The following is a 26,196-nucleotide window of genomic DNA, read 5'->3' as shown; positions in this document are numbered from 1 at the left end:
GAGACTATTTGCTTTAGAACATTTGTTTATTTACAGATGGTTTATGAACAAATCTATTATATAAATTTTAAGTAAAAATTTCACTAGATTATTTAAAAAAAACTCCCATATTCAAAAATATAGAAGTTTTTTATATAACCTATTTTAAAATGAATTTAGAAGTTACTCTTTCCTTCTTTAATATTTTTTACTAATCTTGCAAGAATTCCATTTAAAAATTCTTTCGTATCATTGTAGGAATATTTTTTTGAAATTTCTAAAACTTCATTAATTGCAATTTCGTATCCGATTTTTTTTATTGTGATTTCATAAAAGGATATTTTTAATAAAACTTTCTCGATTGTTCCAAGACGTTCGTAAGTCCAGCCTTCCAAAACATCTTTTATTCTTTCAATCAAAATATCTTCATTTGCAATTATGTCAGTTACATAACTTCTTAAGAAATCAATTTCATCTTCTTTTTTCAAATGTTCTTCTTCAATTACATCATTTATTCTTTTTTCAATATTATTATCAATTAGTTCGTATTCAAAAAGTAATTTAAATATTTCTTCTCTAATCTCTCTTCGTGTCATTAATTTTCCTTTCCAGATGGGGAAGTTTTGCTATTTTCTTTATTTTTTAAATTTTCGTCATTGTTAATTTTACTTGCTTCAACTTCTAATTTTTTCTTCTCTTCTTCTTTTTCAATTTCCTCTTGAACAGCTGGAGAATCAATGACTTTTTTTTCAACAATTGTTTTGCCTAAAACTTTTTTTAACTTAACTTTACTTTTTTTTACGGTAATTCCAGTAGAATGGAAAATGTAATCGGATAATTTGTTTTGAATATCTGCTAATTTTTCATTTAAGTTATCAACGTTGTAGGTATCAACAGTAGCTTCAATAATAACTGATCTTCCTTTTGGATATGACTTTACTTTTGAATTTTTTATAATTTCCATTGAACTTAAAAAACTTTTTGATGTTTCATTTATTGTTTTAATGGAAACTTCGATTTCTCCATTTTTATTTTTTACTTTTCTATTTTGAGAATATTTTGTAAGTTTGTTAATGTAAGAAAGTAAAAATATAACTAAATAAATTATTGATAACAGCCCGATTAAAATTTTAAAATTTAGGCTGCTTAAATCTATAAAACTGTCAAGCTGCCCCAAGTAATCGGTTCTGAACAAAGTATCTGATATACTTGAAAATGCAATACCGATAAATCCAAGTATCACAGATAATCTTGCTAAAAATCCCAATATTGCAATCATTAATTTTGTAAACTAGCAAAAATACACCATATTTGTTTTATCATAACTTGTCTGCATAGCTTCTAACTGAATCTCCCACGACTAAAGCTGCGAGTGTTCCTGCACTATTTCATAAACTATTTTTTATTTTAAAAATTAATAATAGTAAATTATGGTGTATCTCTGTCAGTTTCTCCTTTCTTTTTTCTTACTCTTCGATTTCAGCTGTTTCTGCTACAGCAGCTGGAACTACATCTTTCTTTTCATCTTTTACAATTTTTTGAATGTAGACATTAACTTCCTGTACTTTTAATCCTGTCATTTCAGTAATTGCTTTTACTACTTTTGTTTGGATTTCTCCAGCTAATGCTGGTAATTTGTATCCCATTTTTGCTACAATGTAAAGATCTAATGTACATTCAGTTTCGCCAACTTCCACTTCGATTCCTTTTCCGCCTGAAGATACATTTTGGAAAAATTTAACAATTTCATTTTTTGAAGTTCCACCAACAAGGCTGTTTACTCCTTCAATTTCTGATATTACTGATTCTGCGATTGTTGCTACCACTTCCTGTGATATATTTACATTTCCTAATTCGTTCATTTTGATTCCTCCTAATTTTTAATTAATTTATTTATTTAATGGCAAGGGATTTTGTCCCTTGTTAAATAACATCTTAAATATAATTTAAACCTGTGTAGTTTGAATAGGTTTATTATTTCCCAAGAACTTCCTTAAAGTGAGTTTCAATAAAGTTTGTATAGACAGTTCCCTTTTTAAAGTCCTCATTGTCAAGCACTTTCAAGTGGAAAGGAATAGTTGTATCTACACCTTCTATAATAAATTCCCTCAAGGCACGTTTCATACGTGAAATAGCTTCTTCCCGATTTTTTCCCTTTACGATAAGTTTTGCTATCATTGAATCGTAGTAAGGCGGGATTTCATAATTTTGGTAGGAATGTGAGTCAATTCTTACTCCAATTCCTCCAGATGGAATATATGTTTCTAAAGTTCCTGATGACGGCAAGAATCCATTTTCAGAATCTTCTGCATTTATTCTGCATTCAATTACATGTCCATTAATATGTATATCTTTTTGAGAAATACTTAACTTTTCTCCTGCAGCCACTCTTATTTGTTCTTTTACCAGGTCAACTCCAGTAATTTCTTCACTTATTGTATGCTCAACCTGAATTCTTGTATTCATTTCCATAAAATAGAAATTCATGCTCTTGTCAACAAGAAATTCCAATGTTCCAACACTGTCGTAACCGATACCTTTTGCAAGTTTTGCAGCGAATTTACCCATTTTTTCACGTGTTTTTGAATCAATTCCTGCTGATGGAGATTCTTCGATTAATTTTTGGTGTCTTCTTTGAATTGTACAATCTCTTTCACCAAGATGGACTACGTTTCCAAATTTATCTCCTATAATCTGAATTTCAACGTGTCTTGGCTCTTCAACATATTTTTCAATATAAACATCTGGATTTCCAAAATTTGCTTTTGCTTCGTTTTGTGCAACAATATAATTTTCAGCCAATTCTTTTTCATCACGTGCAATTCTCATTCCTTTTCCGCCACCACCGGCAGTAGCCTTGATCATAACAGGATAAGTTATCCATTCTGCAACTTTTTTAGCTTCTTCCAAAGTTGGCACAATTCCATCTGATCCCTTTGTTATCGGAACTTTATGCTTGATGGCAGTTTCCCTTGCAGTTGCCTTATCTCCCATCATACTTATCAGTTCAGGTTTTGGACCAATAAATACAATTCCATTTTTATCGCATATTTCAGCAAATCTTTGATTTTCAGATAAAAATCCATATCCTGGATGGATTGCTTCACTTTGTGTAATTTGAGCCGCTGAAATAATATTTGGTATTTTTAAATATGAATCTGCGCTGCTGGCAGTTCCAATACAAATGGCTTCATCAGCTAATCTTACGTGAAGCGAATCTTTATCAGCTTCTGAATAAACTGCAACTGTTGCAATTCCCAATTCTCTTGCTGCCCTGATTATCCTAACAGCAATTTCCCCTCTATTTGCTATTAATATTTTTTTGAACATTAATATTCAGTCCTCCTAAAAGATTTTCTGTTTCTAAAAAAAATTATTAACTATTTAAATTTAAATTTTTTCTAAATTAGTTTATTAATTAACTTCAATTTTAAATAATTCCTTTGCAAAATCAACTGCTGAGCCATCTGCTACAAGCACTTCCTTTAAAGTACCGTTCACAGTAGCCTTTACATCATTGTCAATTCCCATTGTTTTAATTTTGGCAAGAATTTGCCCTTTTTTCACCAAAGTTCCAGTTTTTGGACTTAACAGCTTTATTTTACCTACATTGCTAGATTTAACAATTTCTTCCGCTGGCAATACCGCTTTAGCGATTTTTTTCTCTTTTGTAACTTTAGGCAATGCTGCTGCAGTGTTTACAATTTTTGTATTTTCAGAATTTGTTAAAGTAAGTTTTACTTTTCCGTATCTTACTTTTAGTTCCGCTATGTCTTCTTTTTTCAGAACTTTCATTAATTCCTGAATATCCTTAAGTTCCATAGTCCCTCCTTAATTTTGAGTTAAATATTTTATTTCAATAAATTTTTTATAATTTTTTTAAAATTTCATATTATAATTTTACCATATTAAAAGTATTTTTTCAATTTTTTCTTTTTTTAGAACAAAATAAATTTGTTAGAAGTCTCTTGTTTTTTTATTTTAAAAAATTATTGCAAATAAATGAAAAAAGGTATAAAATATATCATAATCTTTTTTGTAGAAATAAATTATTTTTGGAAAGGAAAATAAATAATGGTTATCGGACTTACAGGAGGGATTGGAACGGGGAAGAGCACTGTTAGCCAGATTTTGAAGGATAGAGGATTTCCTGTGATTGATTTGGATGTGATTTCACATGAAGTTATTGAATTTTCATCGGTTGTGGAAAAAATTGTACAAAATTTTGGAAGAGAAGTTCTGGATGAGGATGAAGCTGGAAATTGTACTATTTCACGGGAAAAGCTGGGGAAAATTATTTTTTCCGATAAGAAAAAAAGACTTGCTTTAAATTCTATTATGCACCCTGAAATTTTAAAAGTTATGCATAAAAAAATTTTGGAATGTGAATTGGGAAAAAATAAAAAGAAAAATAAAATTATTTTTGTGGAAGTTCAGCTGCTTTTTGAAGTCCAATGGGAAAAGGAATTTGATTATATACTGCTAGTTGCTGCAAAAAGGGATATGCAAGTTAGGCGTGTTTTGGAAAGGGATAAGCGTAGTGAAGAAGAAGCCTGGAATATTATAAATTCTCAGATGTCTTTGGATGAGAAAAGGGAAAAAAGTGATTTTGTCATTGAAAATGATGGAAATATGGATGATTTAAATAAAAAAGTTGATAAATTTTTAAAAAATTTAGAACGACAGTAATTTCAAAAAAATTAAAATACATAAGAGGTAAAAAAATGAAAAAAATATTTTTAATATTGGGAATATTCCTGATAGCATTTATTGGATGGCTTTCTATACCGTTTAATATTCTTGTGATAGGAGTCGATGCTTATGCTAATCAGCCTACGGAAGGGTCTAGAAGTGACGGGCTTATTGTTATAAGAGTTGTTCCGTATTTGGCACAGGTGAAAATGATTTCAATTCCACGTGATACTTATGCGGAAATTCCGTGTGAAAATTATAAGCAGGATAAAATTACACATTCACACCATTTTGGAGGAGTGCAATGTACGATTGACGCTGTGGAAAATTTACTTGAAACTAAAATTAATTATCACGTAAGATTTAGATTTGAAGATGTTATGAATATAACGACTTTAATTGGAGGAGTTAATGTTGTTTCAAATCATACGTTTAATCAGGACTATTTTGATCAGGAAGTGTTTCACTTTAATCAAGGGCAAGTTTATAATTTACAAGGAAGAATGGCGCTTGCATATACAAGACATAGAAAAAGTGACACGGCTTTTAAGCGTGATGAACGTCAAAGACAGGTTATTCAAGGAATTGCTAAAAAGTTAGTTGCCCCATCTGGATGGAAATATGTGCCACAAGTATATAATTATTCAAAACAGCATATGGATATTGCAGTAAATCCGATTAAAGCATTGTCAGTATTGCCAGCATTTCTTATGCATCAGTCAAATATTGATCAATATGAAATTACTGGAGATGGAAAAATGATAAACGGAATTTGGTATTTTATGCCTGATGAGGCATCGCTGGAACAAGCAAGGGAAGAATTTAAAAATTAAAAAAAGAGGTGAAATATGGAAATAAATAAGTCAGAATTTGTAAAATCGGCAGTCGTGGAAAAGGATTATCCAAAATTTAATAATGTTGTAGAATTTTCATTTATTGGAAGATCAAATGTTGGAAAGTCTTCGCTTATAAATTCTCTTACAAAGAGAAAAAATCTTGCAAGAACAAGTAAAACCCCAGGAAGAACACAGCTTATAAATTATTTTTTGATAAATAATGCAATTCATTTTGTAGACTTGCCAGGATATGGGTTTGCGAAAGTACCTGATTCAGTAAAGAAAAACTGGGGAAAAACAATTGAAGGCTATCTTATGTCAGATCGTGAAAAAGTTGTATTTCTTTTGCTGGATTTGCGTAGAATCCCAACGGGCGAAGATATGGAAATGTTAAAGTGGCTGGAACATTTTGGAATTGAATATTATATAATTTTTACAAAGGCTGATAAATTGTCTAATAATGAAAAATTTAAGCAGTTAAAGGAAATTAAGAAAAAACTTGTGTTTAAAAATGAAGATGTGTTTTTTTATTCTTCCTTAAAAAATACTGGAAGAAAAGAATTGCTTGATTTTATTGGGGAAAGAGTTAATGAAAAAAAATAAAAATGTCTATTGATTTTCAAATTAATTTTCAAAAAAGCAAAAGTTATTTTAACAAGGGGTCAGAGCCCCTTGTAATTAAATAAGTAAATAAAATAGTTTTTTTAAACTGTGTCTTTTAAGGGATTTTAAGTCCCTTATTTTTATTATGAATAAGTAATCTCCATAAATATTCAAATCTATTTTAAATTAGACTGCTAAAAATTTTATAAATTTAATTTTTTATTAATCAGGATTTATAATGAATCTATAACATCAATGAAAAATATCAGTAATAGCAATTTTTCATAAGTTTTTTAGCAAATTGCTGCCAAATAAAAAATTACTGTTTTTTTCGATAATTCAGGGCTTCTAATAAATGTTCTTTTTTTATATTTTCCTGACCATCTAAATCTGCTATTGTTCTTGAGATTTTTAATATTTTGTCGAACATTCTGACTGACAATTTTAGATTGTCGATGGCGGCCTTCATAATTTCTTGGCTTTCCTTGTCAATTTTGCAATATTTGTTTAATTGCTTTTTGTTCATATCTCTGTTTAGCGTATTTGAATTAAATCGATGTTTTTGGATCTCTCTGGCTTTTATTACTCTTTCTTGGATGTCTTTTGATTTTTCTGAAAGGGATTCATCAAAAATTTCATCTTTTTTTAGCTGATGCATTTCAACGTAAAGGTCCATTCGGTCAAGAAGAGGTCCTGAAAATTTTTTTTGATAGCGTTTTATTTCTTTCAGACTGTCGCTGCATAGCGGATTATCGGGAAAGTAGCCGCTTGGAGTCGGATTTGAAGCCGTTATCGTGATATTTTTTACAGGATAAGTTACGCTGAAATTTGCTCTGGAAATGACAATTTTTCCATCTTCCAGAGGCTGTCGGAGCGCTTCTAGCGTTTTTCCCTCAAATTCTCCAATTTCATCCAGAAAAAATACTCCGTTTAGTGCTAATGTTATTTCTCCGACTCTGTTTGCACCGCCTACAAGTGCCACTTGTGTTGCAGAATAATGGGGTGCTCTGAATGGTCTTTTGCGGATTATTGGTTCTTTTTGGCTAAGCATTCCTGAAATGCTGTAAATTTTGGTTGTTTCGATTATTTCTTCCTCTAGCATGTCAGGCAAAATTGTATTAAATCTTTTGGCAAGCATTGACTTTCCTGAACCTGGGTCGCCTATTAGAAACACGTTGTGTCCACCAGCTGCTGCGATTTCTAAAGCTCTTTTTGCCATAAGCTGCCCTTTTACATCTGAAAAGTCAATGGCTTCTTCTGGCTTCTTATCCTTTTCAATTTTTGAAGTATCCATTTCAACGGCTTTTTTGCACAAAGTTTCCACATCAATTTTTCCATCTAGAAAGTCCAGAAGTTCACTAATTTCATCAACTGGAATAATTTCTGCTCCTGAAATCAGCTTTGCTTCGTTATAGTTTTCCATTGGAACGATAACTCCTTTAAAGTCGGTTTCTTTTGCTAAGATTGTGGCATTTATTGCTCCATTTATTGATTTTATTTTTCCATTTAGGGAAATTTCTCCCAAAATTAGGTATTTTTTTAGTATTTCTATATTTGAAATATGTCCTGTGTTGGCAAGGATGCCTAAAAATATGCTTAAATCAAAATGGCTTCCTTTTTTTCTAATATTTGCAGGCGATAAATTTACTAGCACACGCCTGACCGGGAACTCAAATCCCACATTTTTAAAGCAGCTTCTAATTCGCTCCTTGCTTTCTGAAATGGCTTGATCTCCCATTCCAACTATATTAAAAACAGGCAGTCCTCTGGAAAGGTCGACTTCCACCTCTACAACGTAGGTATCAACTCCCAAATAACTGCAGCTAAATAAACTTATTGCCATAACTCCCACCCTTTAATCTTTAATTAATAATTAATTATAACATTTTTTAATGAAAAATGCAACTGGAAAATAAAAAAGAGAAAATCTATAAAAAGACTTTCTCCCTAAAGTATATATAATAGGCAATTTTAATAATTTTGTAAAGTTTTGTCTATTTTTAAAGATTTATTTTAAGTATGCGTTTAACATCCATAAATCTTTTTCATAAGTGCTGATATATTCATCAACCATTGCAGATGTTCCGTAATCGTTTTCTGAGTCTGCAGTTTCTTTAACTTCTTTTACTAATTTTAACATTGCTTCAAATTCTTTTTTAACGTCAGCAACTGCATCAGCAATAGAAATTTCTTTGTTTTCAGCTTCTTTAATAGTAGTAACTGCTAAGTAGTCTTTTAATGTTCCTAAAGGACGACCACCGATTGAAAGGATTCTTTCAGCTACATCATCAATTTGTTCATTTAATGCATCATAGTATTCTTCCAATTTTGCATGAACAGAAAAGAAACCTGCACCAACAATATTCCAGTGGTAATTTTGAACCTTTCTGTATAATACGTTTAAATTTGCTAAATAAAGATTTAATTTTTCAACTGTTTTTGACATATTTATCACTCCTTAAATTATAATTTGTACTTATCTCAAATACAAACTAATTATATCAAAAATAATTCAAATTGTCAACGATTTTTATAATTATTGACAGAGTAAAAAATATAGGGGCAAATAAATTTAATCAAATTTTTAATTAACAAAAAAGAGGAAACCAGTTACAATATAATCCCTCAATCCTATTGAAAGGTGGTTTCCTCTATGATTAGAATATCAGATTTTTATTCAATTGTAAAGACTTTTTTTAAAAATATTTTTTCCTTCAAACTTTCGTTTGAGCAACAATTTAAACTATTTATCATAAAGGCTTTTGAAATACTGTTTAGAGTTTATGTTAAAAAAGTTGATGACAACTTTTTTTATTCCAATGAAAGAAAGAATAGATTTAAAAGTAAAGGGTTTGTCAAAAGAACTGTCACTACTGCTTTTGGATATGTAACTTTTGAACGTCGAAAATATGTAGATAAGAAAACAGGCGTTTACTACTACATTGATGAAAAAATTGGACTTAAACGGTACAGACGGCTTTCTGAGGAGCTGATTTTTACCATACTTTTTGAATATCAGCATACTGCAGCTTCATTTGTTGCAAAGACTTATGCTGTTTCAAAAGCTACCGTGTATAATCTTGTCAATTCTTTTGAAATGCCAAAACTTGATATTGGAAGGTTTGAAAAGGATGATGATTCGCCAGTATATATGGAAATTGATGAAGACCATATGAAATGCAGAAGAAGCAGAAATACATATATGAGGATGGTTGCTATACATCGTGGAATTGAGAAAGTCTGCAAGGACAGGAACAAGCTCATTGACAAGCATACAGTAATGTTCCCTACATCTGTATCGCTTGAGGAAGTGTCGGAGTATGTGCTTAACTATCTTGAAAAAAGATACAGTATGGATAAGAAAAAACTGATTGTGAACTCTGATGGCGGAAAATGGATAGACAGCTTCGTAGGAGAGCTTAGAATTTACAAGCCGGTACATATTTATGACAAGTTTCATCTGGTAAAAGCCATAGGCGAGATTTCCAAAAGGGATAAGGAAATATCAAAAAACCTTTACAAATGGCTTGAGAAAGATAATTTTACAGAACTTGAAAACTTTTATGAAACTTTTAAGGAAAAAGAAAATATAAGCCAGAGAAGAAAAGATCAAATGAAGATGCTGCTTAACCAGTATGAGAAGATAAGAAGAATCTATACAGAAAAAGATTACATAGGGTCAAGGACAGAAGCTCTTGTATCCCATGAATGCTCAAGATTCCTTTCAAGCAGACCAAAAGCCTTTTCAAGAAAAAGGATAAAGAGAAGAGCAATGTACCAAACTTTCTTTGCAAACTATGGCAAGGACAGGGACAAGGCTCACAAACTGTATTTTAATGGGACAAGAGTGGGTTCAATGGAAAAAGTAATAGAAACAAGTTGTTTGCCAGATATCATTAGCGAAGCAGGAAAAGGGACAAACATTCCATATTTAAGAGGAGGAGAAAGTTTGATAAGGGAAGCTCTGAAGGAAATATCACAAAGCAGAATGATTTAAAAAAGACAGCCCAAAATTTTTATTATGTTATTTTGGCTGCCCCTATATTTTTTACTCTGTCTTATAATTATTTTAAAAATAAAATTATTACAATTTTAAAACTAAAATTATTATGGGCATATTTAAAAAAAGATTGATTTTTTTTTGCTTTATGATATAATACCTTGTAAGATTTAAAATAATAGAAATATAAGAAGAAAAAAGGAGAGAAAAAAGATGACTAACAATTTGAGAAAGGCAAAGAAGGATTTGTGTGCTTTTGCAAAAAAGTGTAAAGACTTTAAATACACGGATTCTGCATTAATTACATTTTTGATTACAGGAGCGGTGAATATTTCAAATAATTTATTTTCTGCTGAAACAAATAAAAATATAGATAATCAAAAGCAGGCAATCCACACATCAATTAAGGATATACATCAAGAAGTTCAGAAAACCAGGGAAGAAAACAACAAACTTTTGAAAAAAACAAATCTGGAATTAATTCAGTTAATGGAGCAAGGAGATCACGTGGTCAAATCTCCATGGAGCAGCTGGCAGTATGGAATTAACGGATTTTATAACAATTGGGGAGGGACATACAAAGGAAGAGGAGATAAATCTGAAAAATATCCTTATGAAGGAAAATTTGAAAGAAGCCAAAACAGATTCGAGAGAAATATATCTCCCTTGAGTTCAAACTATGATTTGTTAAGTAAATCAAGAAACCCAAGATCAGCCACAACAAGCGGAAGATTCGGCTATGAAAAAGGATATGGAATTTCGAGTACGGAAAAAAGACAGGAGCCAGTGGCAAGTCTAAATATAGATGCCTCAATTAAACCTAAAGATGTACATAAAAGTCCTGTTGCTGCACCAAATGTTAATGTGAGTGCACCAGTATTGGCACCCTTGAGTATACCAACAGTGATTCCGCCTACTTTGACAATACCTACTCCTAATCCACCTGTGGTTAAGGTAAAAATACCTGAAGTTAATGCAAAACCATTTTTAGATTTTTCTTTTACTAATGGTGCAATAAGTAAATGGTATGTTGTAAATACAGTTGATGATCAAGCAACATATACAGCTAGTCCTACTAAATTTACTGATGGTGAAAATCATTCTTTTTGGTCAGGATATAATCCAACTACTGGAACATTAGTTCCAAAGTCTGGAATAGATGGAACACCTTCAAATATAGGATACATAAATGCAATTAGTTCTAGAGCTGTTACTCCTAGAGATTCAGTTTTGTTTTATTTTGGAAGTCAGTTTTCAGGAGGTAATTCAGATATCAATAAGAGAAAATTTCATATTAAAAATATGAATTTATATCTTGCTGGAGATGTAGGAGCTGCAGGACTGACAGATGGTGGTAAACAAGGGGCTTTAGGAATACATACTGTATGGAATGGAAAATTATCAAATGTTACAGCAAATATGTATGGAAAATCAGCGTTTTTATCACTTGAAACATGGTGGACTGGAAAAATAGAATTTGATGAAACTCCAGGAAATAAAGTAAAAGTAAATATAACAAAAGGACATTTAACAGCTCCAGGAGCTGGAGATGAGAATACAATATTTTTAATATTTCCAGGAACATATCCTGTAGTACAGGACTGGAGTATCAGTCGTAATGGAATACCTTTACAACGTGGAGGATTTATAGGTAAAGTTGATGCTGATATAGAAACTAATAAGAATATAGTTTATTCAGTAGTAGGGACTCAAGGATCATTTGAAATAAATAGTAAAGGAAAATATAACATTACGGGAGATGAAAATATAGTTTATTCAGGATTTGGATACGTTCCTAACTGGAATAACTTTGTAGGAAAAGCTGATGTCGATGGAACGATGCCAGGAGGTACTGCAAGAATAAAGGATACAAATCATACTGGAATGACGCCAACTGTAAAACTTACAGAAGCTCCTATTGTAAACGGAAACAGAAATATATTACTATTATTTAATGACAAGATGCCTGATGCAGAATCTTCAAGATTATCTGTATGGGATCAAACTAATAATCCAGATTGGAAAAAATCAGTTATTGGAATATATCAAGGACAAATTGATGCAAGAGGAAGAATAGGGACAACAAGTGCTACAACGATTGCTACAAATAATATAGGAATTTATTCTAAATCGGGTCAAAGAGGAGAAGAAATTATAAATGGACAGACTGCAAAGATAAAAACAAAAGAAGATTTGGGAGCTAATGTTAATGTTAAGATTAATTATGAAAATGACCCAATACATTCTCTACAAATAAATAATATTGATATAACATTTGGTAAAAATTCTAAAGATGGTATAATGATAGCATCTGAAAGAGGAACAGTTATTGATGTAGCAAAATCTACAAATGAACACGGTAAAGCTATAAAAGATACGAGTGGAAATGATATCTCAGGGAAATCAGATTCTACAACAGTAGATATTATGACTACACCTATAAAAGATTATACTTTAGATGGTACAGCGACTTCACTTGTTGCTTCTGCAGATGATACTAAAAATGAAGTAGCCACTGGAACAATTATTGCATATGCTGAAGGAACATGGAAAAATAGCGACCATGTAATGACATCTAATGAAGCAAAAAGATTTGAAGGAAAAGGAAGTCAAGTAAATCTTGGACAAGATGTTGTGATGAGTGCAAGATATAAAGACGATACTCCTTTAGGATCAACAACAAAAGTGGAATCTTTTCCAATAGCATATGTTGCTAAAAATGGTGGAGAAATAACGGCTGAAAAGACTACAGACGCAAAAGGATTTGGATCAATAATTGCATACGCAGACAATAGTGCGAAAATTACTTTAGATGGTGCAGTTACAGCGGTTGATGAATGGGCTGCAAATGATGCTGATACAAAACCATATTTATACAAAAATATTGGTGGATACGCAAAAGCAGGGACAACTACTGGAAGTGGAAGTACTATAACATTTAAAGATGATGTTAAAATTCATGGTATGGGAGGATTTGCTCAAGGGAGCGGTTCGTTAATTAAATTTGAAGGTACTAAAAATGAAATTTATTCTGCAAAAGAAGGAGGTCTTGTAGCTTGGGATGGCGGTAAGATTGACTTTAAAGGTGGAAAGATTGATACTAGAAAAAGAAATTCTACAGATGATTATAGTGGAGTTGTGCCGTTTTTGGCTGATGCTGGGTCGAATATAAATTTCTCAGGACATACTGATGTAACGATTTCCGATGGAATTCTTATGCCTGGAACGGCTGCTGACTATGATGGTAATGATGTATCAATCGCACCAGCTGGGAAAAAATACACTGGTATGAGTAATATGGATGTTACTGTTGATGGTACTGGAGTTATTTTGCGGATTACAGAAGGTGGAACAACGGCGGATAATAAATGGACAGGGCCTGGTGGACTATTAACTGGTATAAAAAATGATATGCATTTGAATAAATTGACTGTAAATCCAGGGGCGGATTATAAAGTATTTTATAAAGATGGGCAATATTCTATAGAACAAAGTATTGATTTGGATAATGCTACTGAATTTGACAGAATAAAATTCTTGAATGAAAAGATTTTTATAGCACCTTCTACTAGTATTACTTCTACATCTGGAAAAGGTATGATAGTGGGATCTTACGATTCTACCAATGCACCTTCTAATGCATCTACTGGGTATGTAAATAACGGAACAGTTGATATAAGTGGAGGAAAGGCTTCGACTACTGCTTTGAGTACAAGTTATGGAAGTATAGAAAACAACAGTTCAATTAAACTTGATAAAGGTGTTGCAGTTTACGGAATTAATGGAAGTAAACTTGTAAATGAAACAAAGGGAACTATTGAACTTTCGGATAAAGGTGTTGGAATGGCGGCATTTACTTCTGGAAATAATTTACAAAGTTATGGAACTGATAAAAAGATTGCTGCTGGGACACTTGGAAGTACTGAAAAAACGCTTGAAATAGAAAATAAAGGGCTTATAAAATCTAATGCTAATGGATCTGTTGGAATTTATGGAGAGTTAAATACTGTGACTGGAGCACATTCGAGCATTGAAGTTGGAAAGGCTGGGACAAGTCATGGAAGTATTAGAAATGCTGGAAAAATTGTGTTGACAGGAGATAATTCAGTTGGAATTGTGTCGAAAGTAACACCACCTGCTGGAGCTGCTGATCCTTTACAATTTGGTGGGCCTGAAGTGAAACTTAACGGAACTGGAAGTTCGGATATTGTGACTACTGGAAATGATGGAATTGGTGTTTATGCGGATAATACGAAGGTTACATTTGAAACAGATTATGGAGTGGAAGTTAAGGATAGAGGAACTGGTATTTTTGTTGAGGGAAATAATCCTTCATTGAATGACAGTAAAAACTTTGAACTAAAATATTCTGGAGCACCTACAGCATCTGCGGTTGCATTCTTTATGAATAATAAATCAACATTGCCTACATCTAGTATGACAAACAAGATGAATATTACTCTTAATGATACAGTTAACAATACAGAAGGTCTTGTTGGAATATTGGCAAAAGGGACTGCAGGAGATATTAACAATCAAGGAAATATTACTGGAAATGCGGGATATGGAATTATTTCTGAAGGTGTAGAAGTTAGAAATAGTGGAAATATCACTTTACCAAATCCGTTGGATGCTGCTAATAAAAAAGCTAGTGTTGGGATTTATGTTAAAAATGGGAACAAAATTACAAATAGCGGAGATATTACTATAGGAAAATATTCTGTTGGAATTTATGGACATCAAGTTGAAAACAGTGGAAATATTAATGTTGGCGATGCGGGAACTGGAATATTCAGTACTGCTGGAAATGTTGACTTGATTGCTGGAACAATAAATGTTGGAACGGATCAGGCTGCAGGAATTTATGTGAATGGAGATAATCAAATTGTAACTGCACATTCTGGAGCAAATATGACGATTGCTGATAATTCGTTTGGAATTATTTCTGAAAAAGGAACAGGTTCTGCTGGAAACAAAATTGTAAGTAACATTGGAAGCATTAATAATCTTGGAAATGACACTGTTTATATTTATTCAAATGACAACAGAGCCGGAGCACAAGTTACAAATAATACAAACTTGACTTCTACAGGTTCTTACAATTATGGTGTTTATTCTGCTGGAGAAGTTGTAAATAACGGAAACATTAATTTTGGTTCAGGATATGGAAATGTGGGAGTTTACAGTACTCTTGGCGGAACTGCTACGAATAATGCTTCGATTACGGTTGGAGAATCGTATTTTGATCCAATTAGTTCATTAAATAATCGTTATGCTATAGGAATGGCTGCTGGATATACTCCAACGGCTGCTGAAATTGCTGCAGGAAAAGTGGGATATACTGGAAATATTGTAAATAATGGCGTTATTAATGTTACAGGAAAAGGAAGTATTGGAATGTACGGAACTGGAGCGGGAACAACGGTTTACAACGGTACTGCTTCAAATCGTAATGCTGTGATAAACTTGAATTCGAGTGAAACTACTGGAATTTACTTGGATAACGGAGCTTACGGATACAATTATGGAACGATTAAATCGAATGGTTCTGGATTGAAAAAAGTTGTCGGAGTTGTAGTAAAAAATGGTTCGACAATTGAAAATCACGGAAATATTGATATTACTGCAGAAGATGCAAGAGGAATTCTATCGAAAGGGAATGCTTCAGGAGCTAATCTTGGAATAGTTAAAAACTATGGAACATTCAATATTAATGGTGTAACAGATTCGACTGATGCGACAGTTATTGGAGTGGATGCTGCGAGTGACTTGACAAAAACAGTATCTGGAATAAAAATTGATGTTCCTAGAGGATCTTCAGTTGGAACAATAACAGTAAATGGAAATCCAGTAATACCTGAATTAGCAACAACATCAGCAGAAGAATTTCAGCCAATGGAATTATCAAAAATAGGAATGTATATTGACACTTCAAATAAAGTGTACACAAATCCTATTACAGGACTTAGTTCTTTGACAGGATTGAAAAAAGCTGACTTAATTGTGGGAGCTGAAGCTGCTCAAAATACGACTGCAAAATATATTCAAGTGGATTCAAAAATAACTGATCCATACAATGCAACAATTAGAGCTAATCCACAAATTGAAAAATGGAACATTTATTCAGGATCATTAACTTGGATGGCAACAGTTGCACAAAATTCAAACGATGGAACAATAGAAAATGCCTACCTTGCTAAAATACCATATACATACTGGGCAGGAAATGAAGCATCACCTGTAAATCCTACAGATACATACAATTTCTTGGATGGATTAGAACAAAGATATGGTGTAGAAGCACTTGGAAGCAGAGAAAATCAATTATTCCAAAAATTAAATGGAATTGGAAATAATGAAGAAGTATTATTATATCAAGCGATGGATGAAATGATGGGACACCAATATGGAAATATTCAGCAAAGAATCAATGCAACTGGAAACACTTTAGACAAAGAATTTAATCATCTACAAAAAAATTGGCAAAATCCATCTAAACAAAACAATAAAATCAAAGTATTCGGAATGAAAGATGAATATAAAACTGATACAGCAGGAATCATTGATTATACAAACAATGCTTACGGAGTGGCTTATGTTCACGAAAATGAAACAGTTAAATTAGGAAATTCAAGCGGATGGTATGCTGGAGCTGTGACAAACAGATTTAAATTCAAGGACATCGGACATTCAAGTGAAGATCAGACAATGCTTAAAGCTGGATTATTTAAGACAATGTCGCCTAAGAAGGACTATAATGGAGCATTGCAATGGACAATCGGCGGAGATGTATTTGCCGGAATTAACAATATGAAGCGTAAGTTCCTAGTTGTTGATGATGTATTTGAAGCCAAGTCAAATTATAATTCCTACGGTGCTGCACTGAAAACAGATTTAGGATACGACATAAGAATGAGTGAGAGAACACATTTAAGACCTTATGGGATGTTAAAAATGGAATATGGAAGATTTAACAGCATAAAGGAAGATTCAGGACAAATGAGACTAGAAGTGAAAGGAAACGACTATTTCTCTGTTAAGCCTGAAGCTGGAGTAGAGTTTAAATATGTACAGCCGTTGGCAGTAAGAACTAATTTGACAGTTGGATTGACAGCCGCTTATGAAAATGAACTTGGAAAAGTTGGAGATGTCAATAACGAAGCGAGAGTTAGATATACGAATGCTGACTGGTTTGGAATTAGAGGGGAAAAGGAAGATAGAAGAGGGAACGGTAAATTTGATCTAAATATTGGAGTTGATAATACTAGATTTGGTGTTACAGTGAATGCTGGATACGATACTAAGGGAAGTAATGTTCGTGGAGGTATTGGATTTAGAGCGATTTACTAAAACTTTTAAAATAAAAGAAAGAGCAGTGAAATTTAAGTTTTGCTGTTCTCTTTTTATTTTATAATGAATCCATTGCTTTGAGAGAATTATGATATTTTTAGAATTTGTAAAAAAATTAAAAATTTAAAAATTTTTTTGAAAAATCTTTTTTTTATGTTATAATAATTAATGGCATGAAATATAATTATTTCACTTTTTTTATGACAAAAAATCAAATAAAAACTAATAAAAAAGGAGTAATATAAGTCATTTAATAAAAAACTAAAATTTAATTAAAAGGAGAGAATTGAAAATGACTAATAATTTAAGAAAAGTAAAAAAAGATCTATGTTCATTTGCAAAAAGATGTCAGGAATTTAGGTACACTGATTCAGCGCTTATAACATTTTTAATAACAGGAACAGTAAACATTTCAAATAACCTATTTTCTGCTGAATCCAATACAACTATCGAAAAGCAAAAGCAAGTAATTTCTACATCAATTAAAGATATACATCAAAAAGTTCAAGAAACTCGAAAAGAAAATGACAAACTTTTGAAAAAAACAAATTTAGAATTAATTCAACTTATGGAACAGGGGGATCATGTTGTAAAATCGCCTTGGAGTAGCTGGCAATTTGGGACTAACGGATTTTTCAACAAATGGGGAGGAACTTATAAAGGAAGAGGAGATAAAGCAGAAAAATATTCCTATGAAGGGATTTTTGAAAGAAGTTCGAATATTTATGAAAGAAGTACATCTCCACTTAGTGAAAATTATGCTTTAGTAGGGAAATCTGGTAAATTAGCTCATGCTTCAGGAGGAGCAAATAGATATGGATTGACAAGTACAACTTTGGCAACAGAACCATTGATAAGTTTTGAAGTAAGTGCAGGAATAAATCCAAGAAGTATTAATAAATCTACTATTACAATATCAGAAAAAACAGCAATTACACCTACATTACCATCAACAATCAGTTTTACACCACCAAAACCATTAATAACATTACCAGTATTACCAGAGTTACCTACACCACCATCTTTTAACATAAAATTGGGGTCTTTTTGTAATAGTATGAGTGGCCATGGTTGTAGAAATGGTGATGTTCAGAATAACCCTGTTAATGGAGGTCAATATGGCTATGGAACTTCAAAAGCTATAGGAACTCCAAGGTCACTTCTTATTGGGGGTATATTTATAGGATATGTAAATAATGTAACACTTAATACTAATGATCCTTCTTTAACACATGGATGGGCAAATAATACGGGAGGAAACAGTGCATTATTCTATGCTTATTTTGATGCAACTGATGGAAATAAGGGACCAAATTCAAGTGTAATATTAAATGGAAATTTGACTATTACTTCGATTAACCCGGTACAAGCTGATACTAGTTTAAGTTCATATAACAGACAGAAATTTCTTGTTGGTGGTTCAAGAATAGGAACATTAGATAATGCAAGGGATGCTACTTTAAGAAATAATGCAATAATAAATTTAGTTGGTCCTTTAACTACAGGTTTTGAAGTACAGTCAGATAAACGTTTTGCTGCTAATGCAGGAGCAAGAATATTGGAAAATGCAGGAATAATAACAGATGAAGCTGAGAAAACTAATACAGAATTAGATGGAATACTGGCAAAAGGATCAGCACCTATGATGCTTGATTTGGCACCTGGATTAGGTGGCCCTGCTCAAATTAAAGTTTCGAGAACATCGGAAGGTTATACAGGTTATAAGGTAGGATTAATTATGACTTTCGAGGAAATAGATACATTTCCAAATAGTAATTATATATTAAAAAATACCAATAAAATCAGCTTTGGTGGGGAAAAATCAATAGGAATCCAAGTATTTGCACCAACATCACCCTCTCGTGTTGAAGTATCGAATACTGCTACTGGGAATATAACTTTAGGAGGAATAGAAAGTTATGGTATGAAATGGTCAACACGTGTAGCGAATAACAGCACAATGGATAATAGTGGAACTATTGAAATATCAGGAGATGCAGGAACTGAAATTCTTCCGGATGGGACAACAAAAGTAATAAATTCATTATCTTCAGGACTTGCAGTCATAGAAGATAGTAGTAGCGGAAGTGGGACTTCTGCAATAAGAGCATATCAAGGAAAAGTTACAAACTCTGGAATAGTTAATGTTTCAGGCGGTAAGGGAAATACTGGAATGGTTCTTGTTGTAGATGCACCAGATGATATAACAAATACAGCCAATGGAACAATTAATGTTAAAAGTACAGCTGGTAAACAAAATATAGCCATGAGAGTAGACAAAGGAAATGTAGCAACAGATATTTCTGGAACACCGAAAGCAATAAATGACGGAAACATTTATTTAGATGGGGATTCATCTATAGGAATGGTTGGAACAAATGCTGATGTTGAAAATAAACTTAATAAAAAAATTGTAACAAAAGCAGGTTCAACAATTATTAATGGAATTGGAATGGTAACTCGTGGTGGAAATCTTGAAAATGCAGGTGAAATTGATTTAGAAGGGACAGGAACTTCAACAAATATTGGTATCTATATGGCAAAAGGAATTAACAGTCCGACAGGAACATTTGCCGCAACAAGCAAAGTTACAGTAAAGGGAGATGACTCAACAGGGGTATTGGTGTCTAATGGTGCATTGAATTATGGAGGAAATATCACTGTTGAAGGAAATGGAGTTTCTGGATTAATTGTTGGAGATAATGATTCCAGTGTTACTAATGCAACAATAACAAATAATGGAACAATAACTGTAAATAATGGAGCAACAACAGCTGCTGGAATTTATGAATATACGAATGGTACAAATAGAATAAAAAAAGGTTCTTACGGTATTGTTGTTGGTAAAAATTCAAAATTTGTAAGCGATGGAACTCATGATGCTAATGTAAATATAAATGTTAAAGGAACAGAATCAATAGGACTGTATGCCGGAGAAAATGCTGAACTTGAAGTTAAAAATTATACTATAAATGCTGACAATGGAGCAGTAAATTATGATGCTGATAAAAATTCAATTTTAAAATTAAAAGGAACTGGAACGGCATATACAGGTAAAAAATCATTGTTATTTTATCTTGGTGAAGATGGGACAGGTAAAGTTTCAATAGGAAATACTATGAATGCAACTATTGAAGGAGGAACAAGTCCTGCTGACAGAGGGACTGCATTTTACTATGTTGGAAATGGATCGTCTGTTGGAATAACTGACATTCAAAACTGGGCAAAAAATAATTTCGGAGATGGTGTAAATTCAACTTTAAGTAATTTGAATTTAACTATGAATCCAGGGTCAAGACTATTTATAGCACAAAATACTGGAATGAATTTATCTGATACAACAGGAACAGCTATTTCAAGTGCAACTGGAGCTAATATAACTGGAACTGGTTACAAAACATTTATGTTGTATTTGAGTAAACTGACAATTAATCAGGATGTAAATCTAAATAATATTGCAGATACATACAACCAGCTTGAAATTGTAAATTCATCAATAGCAAATGCAAATAATAAAACAATGACAGGAACACAAATTAATGATATTGCCATGGCTCAGGAAAATGATAAAACCTTATATCCAAGAAATAAAGTTACATTGGGAAATGAGGGGAAAATTAATTTAAGTGGTACAAATTCCACAGGAATGTATGCAAAGTATGGAGAACTTTATAACAGGGCAACAGGTGTTATAACAATGTCTGATACTTCAACTGCCATGTATGGAATTGATGATTCGATTCTTGAAAATGCAGGTGAAATAACAATAGGAAAAAATGCAATTGCAATGTATTCAGAAGGTTCTATAACGCAAGGTATGAAAAATACTGGAACTATTAAGCTTCCTCAAACTGACTCAGTTGCAATGTCTTATAACCCTGATTCAGCACTCGCAGCAGGAGTAGTAGTTGAAAATACTGGAAATATAGAATTGTCAGGAGATAAAAATACAGCAATATATTCTACAGGAACACCTGTATATAAAGTTAAAAATAGTGGAACTGTAATATTATCAGATTCAGCTACGATTAATAATCCTAATGTTGCATTGTACACTAATAATAGCAATGTAACTTCAAAAAATACCGGAATAATAGTTGCAGGAAATAACACAATCGGAATTTATGGATATGAAACAGAAAACAATGGAGATATTAAAGTTGGAAATTCAGGAATTGGAATTTATTCTAAAAATGGAAATGTAACTTTAACTGGAGGAAAAATTAAGACTGGAACAGGTGAAGCTGTGGGAGTTTATACTGTTGGAAGTGGACAGAATATAACAAATACAGGAACTGAATTTGAAATGGGTGATAATTCGTTTGGATTTGTAAATGTAGGAAATAACAATACAATAACTTCTAGTTTTGCAAATATAGGACTGAATAATAAAAATGTATACGTTTATTCAAATGATGTTAATAGTTCTGTTATAAATTCTTCCAATATTATATCCACAGGAAAAGAAAATTATGGAATCTACTCAGCAGGAACTGTTGAGAATTATGGAACCATTGATTTGTCAAGTGGAGAAGGAAGTGTAGCAATTTATAGTATCAAAGGAGGAACTGCAACAAACCATACGTCTGGTATAATAAATGTTGGAGCATCAAATGTTACAAATAGTAAATATTCAATTGGTATGGGAGCAGGATATACAACAGTAGATACAGGAAATATTATAAATAAAGGAACTATTAATGTAAATGGTAAAAGTGGTTTTGGGATGTATGCGACTGGATCAGGAAGTACAGCCAGAAATGAGGGGAATATCACATTAAATGCTGATAATACTACAGGTATTTATGTTACAGATGGAGCAGTAGCTATAAATACTGGAACTATTACAACAGGAGCAGGAAATTATCGTAATGTAGTTGGAGTTTACCTAGGAGAAGGTTCAACTCTTAATAATACAGGAATAATAAATATAAATGCTAAAAATGCTAAAGGAGTTTATCTAAAAGGTGGAACAATAATAAATTATGGAAGTATAACAGTAAATGGAGAAACAGATAGATATAGAACTGTAATCCCATTTACAACGCCTGACACAGGTAAAGAATTGGGTGGAGTGGTAATTAAAGCACCTGTTGGAGCTTCAACTGCTACAATTACAGTGAATGGAGTTCCACAAACGCCAGTGGTAATTAATACTAAAGCAAGAAATCCAATATCAGTATCAGCTTCAAGTGTTGGAATGTATGTAAATACTTCAGGAATAAACTTCACAAATGCAATAAATGGTTTAGAAAATTTAACAAATGAAGCAGATTTAATTGTTGGAACAGAAGTAACAGAAGTAACAAATGAAAAATACATTTTAATAAATGATCCTAGAATTTTGGGTACATACATGAATGCAATGGCAAGTGCACCTAATATAAAATGGAATATCTATTCAAGTTCATTAACATGGATGGCTACTCCAACTTTGGAATTGGGAACTAATAGAATAACAGGATTATATATGACAAAAGTTCCATACACAACATGGGCAGGAGCAGATGAAACACCTGTAGATAAAACAGACACGTATAACTTTGCAGATGGACTGGAACAGAGATATGGAGTGGAAGCACTTGGAAGTAGGGAAAATCAATTGTTCCAGAAATTAAACAGCATTGGAAATAATGAAGAAGTTTTACTATACCAGGCATTTGATGAAATGATGGGACATCAATACGCAAATACTCAAATGAGAATAAATGCAACTGGAAATATGCTTGACAAAGAGTTTAGATATTTGAAGCACGACTGGAGAAATCCTTCAAAACAAAACAATAAAATAAAAGTATTTGGAATGAGAGATCAATATAAAACTGATACAGCAGGAATCATTGACTATACAAGCAATGCCTGGGGAGTTGCCTATGTTCACGAAGATGAAAAAATTAAAATGGGTAATTCAGATGGATGGTATGCCGGAGTTGTAACAAATAGATTTAAGTTCAGCGACATCGGGCATTCTAAAGAAGATCAGACAATGCTTAAAGCTGGATTATTTAAGACAATGTCGCCTAAAAATGATTATAACGGAGCATTGCAATGGACAATCGGCGGAGATGTGTTTGCTGGAATTAACAACATGAAACGTAAATTTTTAGTTGTTGATGATGTATTTGAAGCCAAGTCAAATTATAATTCCTACGGTGCTGCACTGAAAACAGATTTAGGATATGACATAAGAATGAGTGAGAGAACACATTTAAGACCTTATGGAGCATTGAAAATGGAATATGGAAGATTTAATAACATCAAGGAAGATTCAGGACAAATGAGACTGGAAGTTAAAGGAAACGACTACTTCTCAGTTAAGCCTGAAGCTGGAGTAGAGTTTAAATATGTACAGCCGTTGGCAGTAAGGACTAATTTGACAGTTGGATTGACAGCCGCTTATGAAAATGAACTTGGAAAAGTTGGAGATGTCAATAATGAAGCTAGAGTTAGATATACGAATGCTGACTGGTTTGGAATTAGAGGAGAAAAAGAAGATAGAAGAGGGAACGGTAAATTTGATCTAAATATTGGAGTTGACAATACTAGATTTGGTGTTACAGTAAATGCTGGATACGATACTAAAGGAAGTAATGTTCGTGGAGGTATTGGATTTAGGGCAATTTACTAAAATTTTAAAATTTGTTAAACTAATTTTTGAGAAGGAACATTGAAACTTAGGTTTTGGTGTTCTTTTTTGTAAAAAAAATGAAAAAATAAAATTTTTATGATATAATTTATTAAATCATAAGTTTGTTTTTGGAGGTAAGTATGAAAAAAGTAATTTTAAGTTTGTCAATATTATTAAGTTTATCAAGTTTTGCACAAGAAAAATATCAGGTGGAAGTAGAACCAGCTGTAAAACTTAACCAAAGTATCCTTTCAGATTACAATTCTCAAATTGAAAAGGAAGTTAGCAGAATTTATTCAAAAGAGGAAATGTTTGGAATGATGAATAAAATGATGAATGGAGTTTTTACTGGAAGTCAAAAAGATGGGTCAAATCAGATGAAAGAAATGATGGGTTCTTTTTTTGGAGAGGATTATTTTTCTAAAATGATAGATACAATGTATAAATATTACAAGATTGATATAGAAAAAATAGATTATATCAATGGAGAAAAAGCATATGTAAAAGTTAAATTGGGATTTCCTGTAAATACAGATGAAATGAGCATGGATAAGATGATTGAAAGATCTGGAGAAATGGCTGAAAAAATGGACGAAGCCTTTAAGAAAAAAACAGGAAAAACAATGGAGAAATATCAAAAATCAATTTCACAAAATGATAAAAAAGCTACGGAAAAATATTTTAAAATAATAGGTGAAATTCAATTAGAAATGATGGATCAAGAATTAGAACGAATTACAAAAAATGGAAAATATGTAGGAAGAAAAGAAATTTTAGAAGCTAATAAAAAGAATGGAAAATGGGTTATTGAAAATCCAAGTTTTGGGTATTAGCAGATTGAAATAGATTACTTATTGAAAGGGAAATAGGGAATTATGCATAGGGAAATAGAAAAAATATACGAACAATTTAAAAAATTTATGGAAGAATATCCGACTGAAGAAATGAGCGAAAGTGAAATTCAAAAACTAATAGATGAATTTGAAAGACAATATAATGAAAGTACAATGAAAGGTGAAGAGGATAATTCTTTTGATGAAAGTGATTCTGAAAAGATTTATGACTATTTAGAAATGGCATTTGAAACAGAGGATGATAGTAAAAGGCTAAAATATGCAAAAGAAGTATTAAAAATGGATAAGGATAATTTGGATGCCGAATATTTGATAGCTAGTACAGATGCAAAAGATTCAATTGATATGTTAAATAGATTGGAAAAAATATTGAAGCATGGAAATGAAATAGTGGAGCGGGAAGGTTTCATGGATGAAGAAAATATTGGAGAGTTCTGGGAAATAGTTGAAACTCGGCCATATATGAGGATAAAACAAAGCTATGCAGAAATTTTGGCAGAAAATGGAATGATGAAAAAAGCCGTTAAAGAATATGAAGAAATACTAAAATTAAATGAAAATGACAATCTGGGAGTCCGATTTAGATTGATGTCACTTTATGCTTTTTTTGAAGATGAAGAAAATGCATTAAAACTTTACAAAAAATATAATGGACAAAATTCAGTACAGATGTTGCTTCCAATTTCAGTTCTTTATTTTAAAAAGGGAGAATTTACCAAATCATTAAATTATTTGAAAAAAATTGAGAAAAATGTAAAAGGATTGAAAAAATTCTTTAAAGATATGATGAATGAAAGAGGAGAATTTTATCTTAATCAATTAAGCAGTATGGGATATAGACCATTTTCAACTGATGAACTTATATTATCAATGACAGAGAATGATTATTTATTTTTGACTGCAAGTTCGTTTGTTGAATGGGCTTATGAGAAATTAGGGAAGAAAACTGGAGGGAAATCGAAAAAGGTTGTGAAGTTGAAGAAGTAAATTGGTTGAATGATAAATAGAGTTTAGGAAAAAGATAGATTTTATTAGATTTTGTTGTTTTATGCGAAGAGGAAATAATATTTATAGGATCTCTAGAAATATTATGAAACAAAAATAATTGTCAAAAATTCCAAAATATAGTACAATTATTAAGTAAAAAATATATAATGATTTAAATTTCAAACAATCGTTATATTGTTTAATAATCTAGAAGGAAAAATTATGAAATGGCTTGAGATTGCAGTAATTGTATTATGTACTGTAAAA

General features: G+C 31.9%; 15 protein-coding genes. 8 read left to right on the top strand and 7 right to left on the bottom strand.

The genetic code is table 11. The annotated features are described in order from the left end of the window. Nucleotides 1–155 precede the first annotated feature (155 nt). The 5 genes from nusB to HW276_RS07785 form a co-directional block, all read right to left on the bottom strand. Nucleotides 156–575, bottom strand: coding sequence for a transcription antitermination factor NusB (gene nusB / locus HW276_RS07805; protein WP_178938056.1), 420 nt, complete (start codon nt 573–575; stop codon nt 156–158). Beyond that, nucleotides 575–1,258 carry an alkaline shock response membrane anchor protein AmaP gene (amaP, locus tag HW276_RS07800; RefSeq protein ID WP_178938055.1) on the bottom strand — a complete coding sequence of 228 codons (684 nt, stop codon included), beginning with the start codon at nt 1,256–1,258 and terminating at the stop codon, nt 575–577. Before amaP ends, nusB begins: the two co-directional genes overlap by 1 nt. A gap of 187 nt (nt 1,259–1,445) precedes the next feature. Then, entirely contained in the window at nt 1,446–1,841 is a 396-nt protein-coding gene (locus HW276_RS07795) for an Asp23/Gls24 family envelope stress response protein (RefSeq protein ID WP_147004032.1), read from the bottom strand. A 112-nt stretch (nt 1,842–1,953) separates the two neighbouring features. Continuing rightward, nucleotides 1,954–3,309, bottom strand: a complete 1,356-nt coding sequence (gene accC / locus HW276_RS07790) for an acetyl-CoA carboxylase biotin carboxylase subunit (protein ID WP_147004031.1) — start codon at nt 3,307–3,309, stop codon at nt 1,954–1,956. 84 nt (nt 3,310–3,393) lie between these two features. Beyond that, nucleotides 3,394–3,801 (bottom strand): biotin/lipoyl-containing protein, encoded by a 408-nt coding sequence (locus HW276_RS07785; protein ID WP_147004030.1) that lies wholly within the window; start codon nt 3,799–3,801, stop codon nt 3,394–3,396. 252 nt (nt 3,802–4,053) lie between these two features. Here HW276_RS07785 and coaE point away from each other — a divergent pair, with 252 nt between their 5' ends. Genes coaE through yihA form a run of 3 tightly spaced genes read left to right on the top strand, consistent with a single transcriptional unit; the run spans nt 4,054 to nt 6,110 of the window. Then, nucleotides 4,054–4,668, top strand: coding sequence for a dephospho-CoA kinase (coaE, locus tag HW276_RS07780; RefSeq protein ID WP_178938054.1), 615 nt, complete (start codon nt 4,054–4,056; stop codon nt 4,666–4,668). Between the two features lie 35 nt (nt 4,669–4,703). Further along, on the top strand, nt 4,704–5,504 hold the full coding sequence (locus tag HW276_RS07775; protein ID WP_147004028.1) for an LCP family protein: 801 nt from the start codon (nt 4,704–4,706) through the stop codon (nt 5,502–5,504). A 15-nt stretch (nt 5,505–5,519) separates the two neighbouring features. Beyond that, nucleotides 5,520–6,110, top strand: coding sequence for a ribosome biogenesis GTP-binding protein YihA/YsxC (gene yihA / locus HW276_RS07770; RefSeq protein WP_178938053.1), 591 nt, complete (start codon nt 5,520–5,522; stop codon nt 6,108–6,110). Nucleotides 6,111–6,429: 319 nt separating this feature from the next. Here yihA and HW276_RS07765 read toward each other — a convergent pair whose 3' ends face one another. Continuing rightward, a complete protein-coding gene (locus HW276_RS07765) occupies nt 6,430–7,953 on the bottom strand; it encodes a YifB family Mg chelatase-like AAA ATPase (RefSeq protein ID WP_178938052.1) in 1,524 nt (507 codons plus the stop codon). Between the two features lie 165 nt (nt 7,954–8,118). Beyond that, nucleotides 8,119–8,556 carry a Dps family protein gene (locus HW276_RS07760; RefSeq protein WP_178938051.1) on the bottom strand — a complete coding sequence of 146 codons (438 nt, stop codon included), beginning with the start codon at nt 8,554–8,556 and terminating at the stop codon, nt 8,119–8,121. Between the two features lie 207 nt (nt 8,557–8,763). On the opposite strand from HW276_RS07760, the gene HW276_RS07755 reads away from it, so the two are divergent. The 5 genes from HW276_RS07755 to HW276_RS07735 all read left to right on the top strand — a co-directional run bounded on the left by HW276_RS07755 (nt 8,764) and on the right by HW276_RS07735 (nt 25,929). Further along, nucleotides 8,764–10,107 carry an ISLre2 family transposase gene (locus HW276_RS07755; RefSeq protein ID WP_178937091.1) on the top strand — a complete coding sequence of 448 codons (1,344 nt, stop codon included), beginning with the start codon at nt 8,764–8,766 and terminating at the stop codon, nt 10,105–10,107. Between the two features lie 216 nt (nt 10,108–10,323). Continuing rightward, on the top strand, nt 10,324–17,460 hold the full coding sequence (locus HW276_RS07750; RefSeq protein ID WP_178938050.1) for an autotransporter-associated N-terminal domain-containing protein: 7,137 nt from the start codon (nt 10,324–10,326) through the stop codon (nt 17,458–17,460). A gap of 292 nt (nt 17,461–17,752) precedes the next feature. After that, a complete protein-coding gene (locus HW276_RS07745) occupies nt 17,753–24,088 on the top strand; it encodes an autotransporter-associated N-terminal domain-containing protein (protein ID WP_178938049.1) in 6,336 nt (2,111 codons plus the stop codon). Nucleotides 24,089–24,228: 140 nt separating this feature from the next. Continuing rightward, nucleotides 24,229–24,921, top strand: coding sequence for a hypothetical protein (locus HW276_RS07740; protein WP_178938048.1), 693 nt, complete (start codon nt 24,229–24,231; stop codon nt 24,919–24,921). 42 nt (nt 24,922–24,963) lie between these two features. Continuing rightward, nucleotides 24,964–25,929 carry a lipopolysaccharide assembly protein LapB gene (locus tag HW276_RS07735; protein ID WP_178938047.1) on the top strand — a complete coding sequence of 322 codons (966 nt, stop codon included), beginning with the start codon at nt 24,964–24,966 and terminating at the stop codon, nt 25,927–25,929. Nucleotides 25,930–26,196: the final 267 nt, after the last annotated feature.

The organism is Leptotrichia sp. oral taxon 417, assembly GCF_013394865.1.
Classification (GTDB): Bacteria; Fusobacteriota; Fusobacteriia; order Fusobacteriales; family Leptotrichiaceae; genus Leptotrichia; species Leptotrichia wadei_A.
The sequence above is the reverse complement of the archived record's forward strand: the minus strand, read 5'-3'. Positions and strand labels throughout refer to the sequence as shown.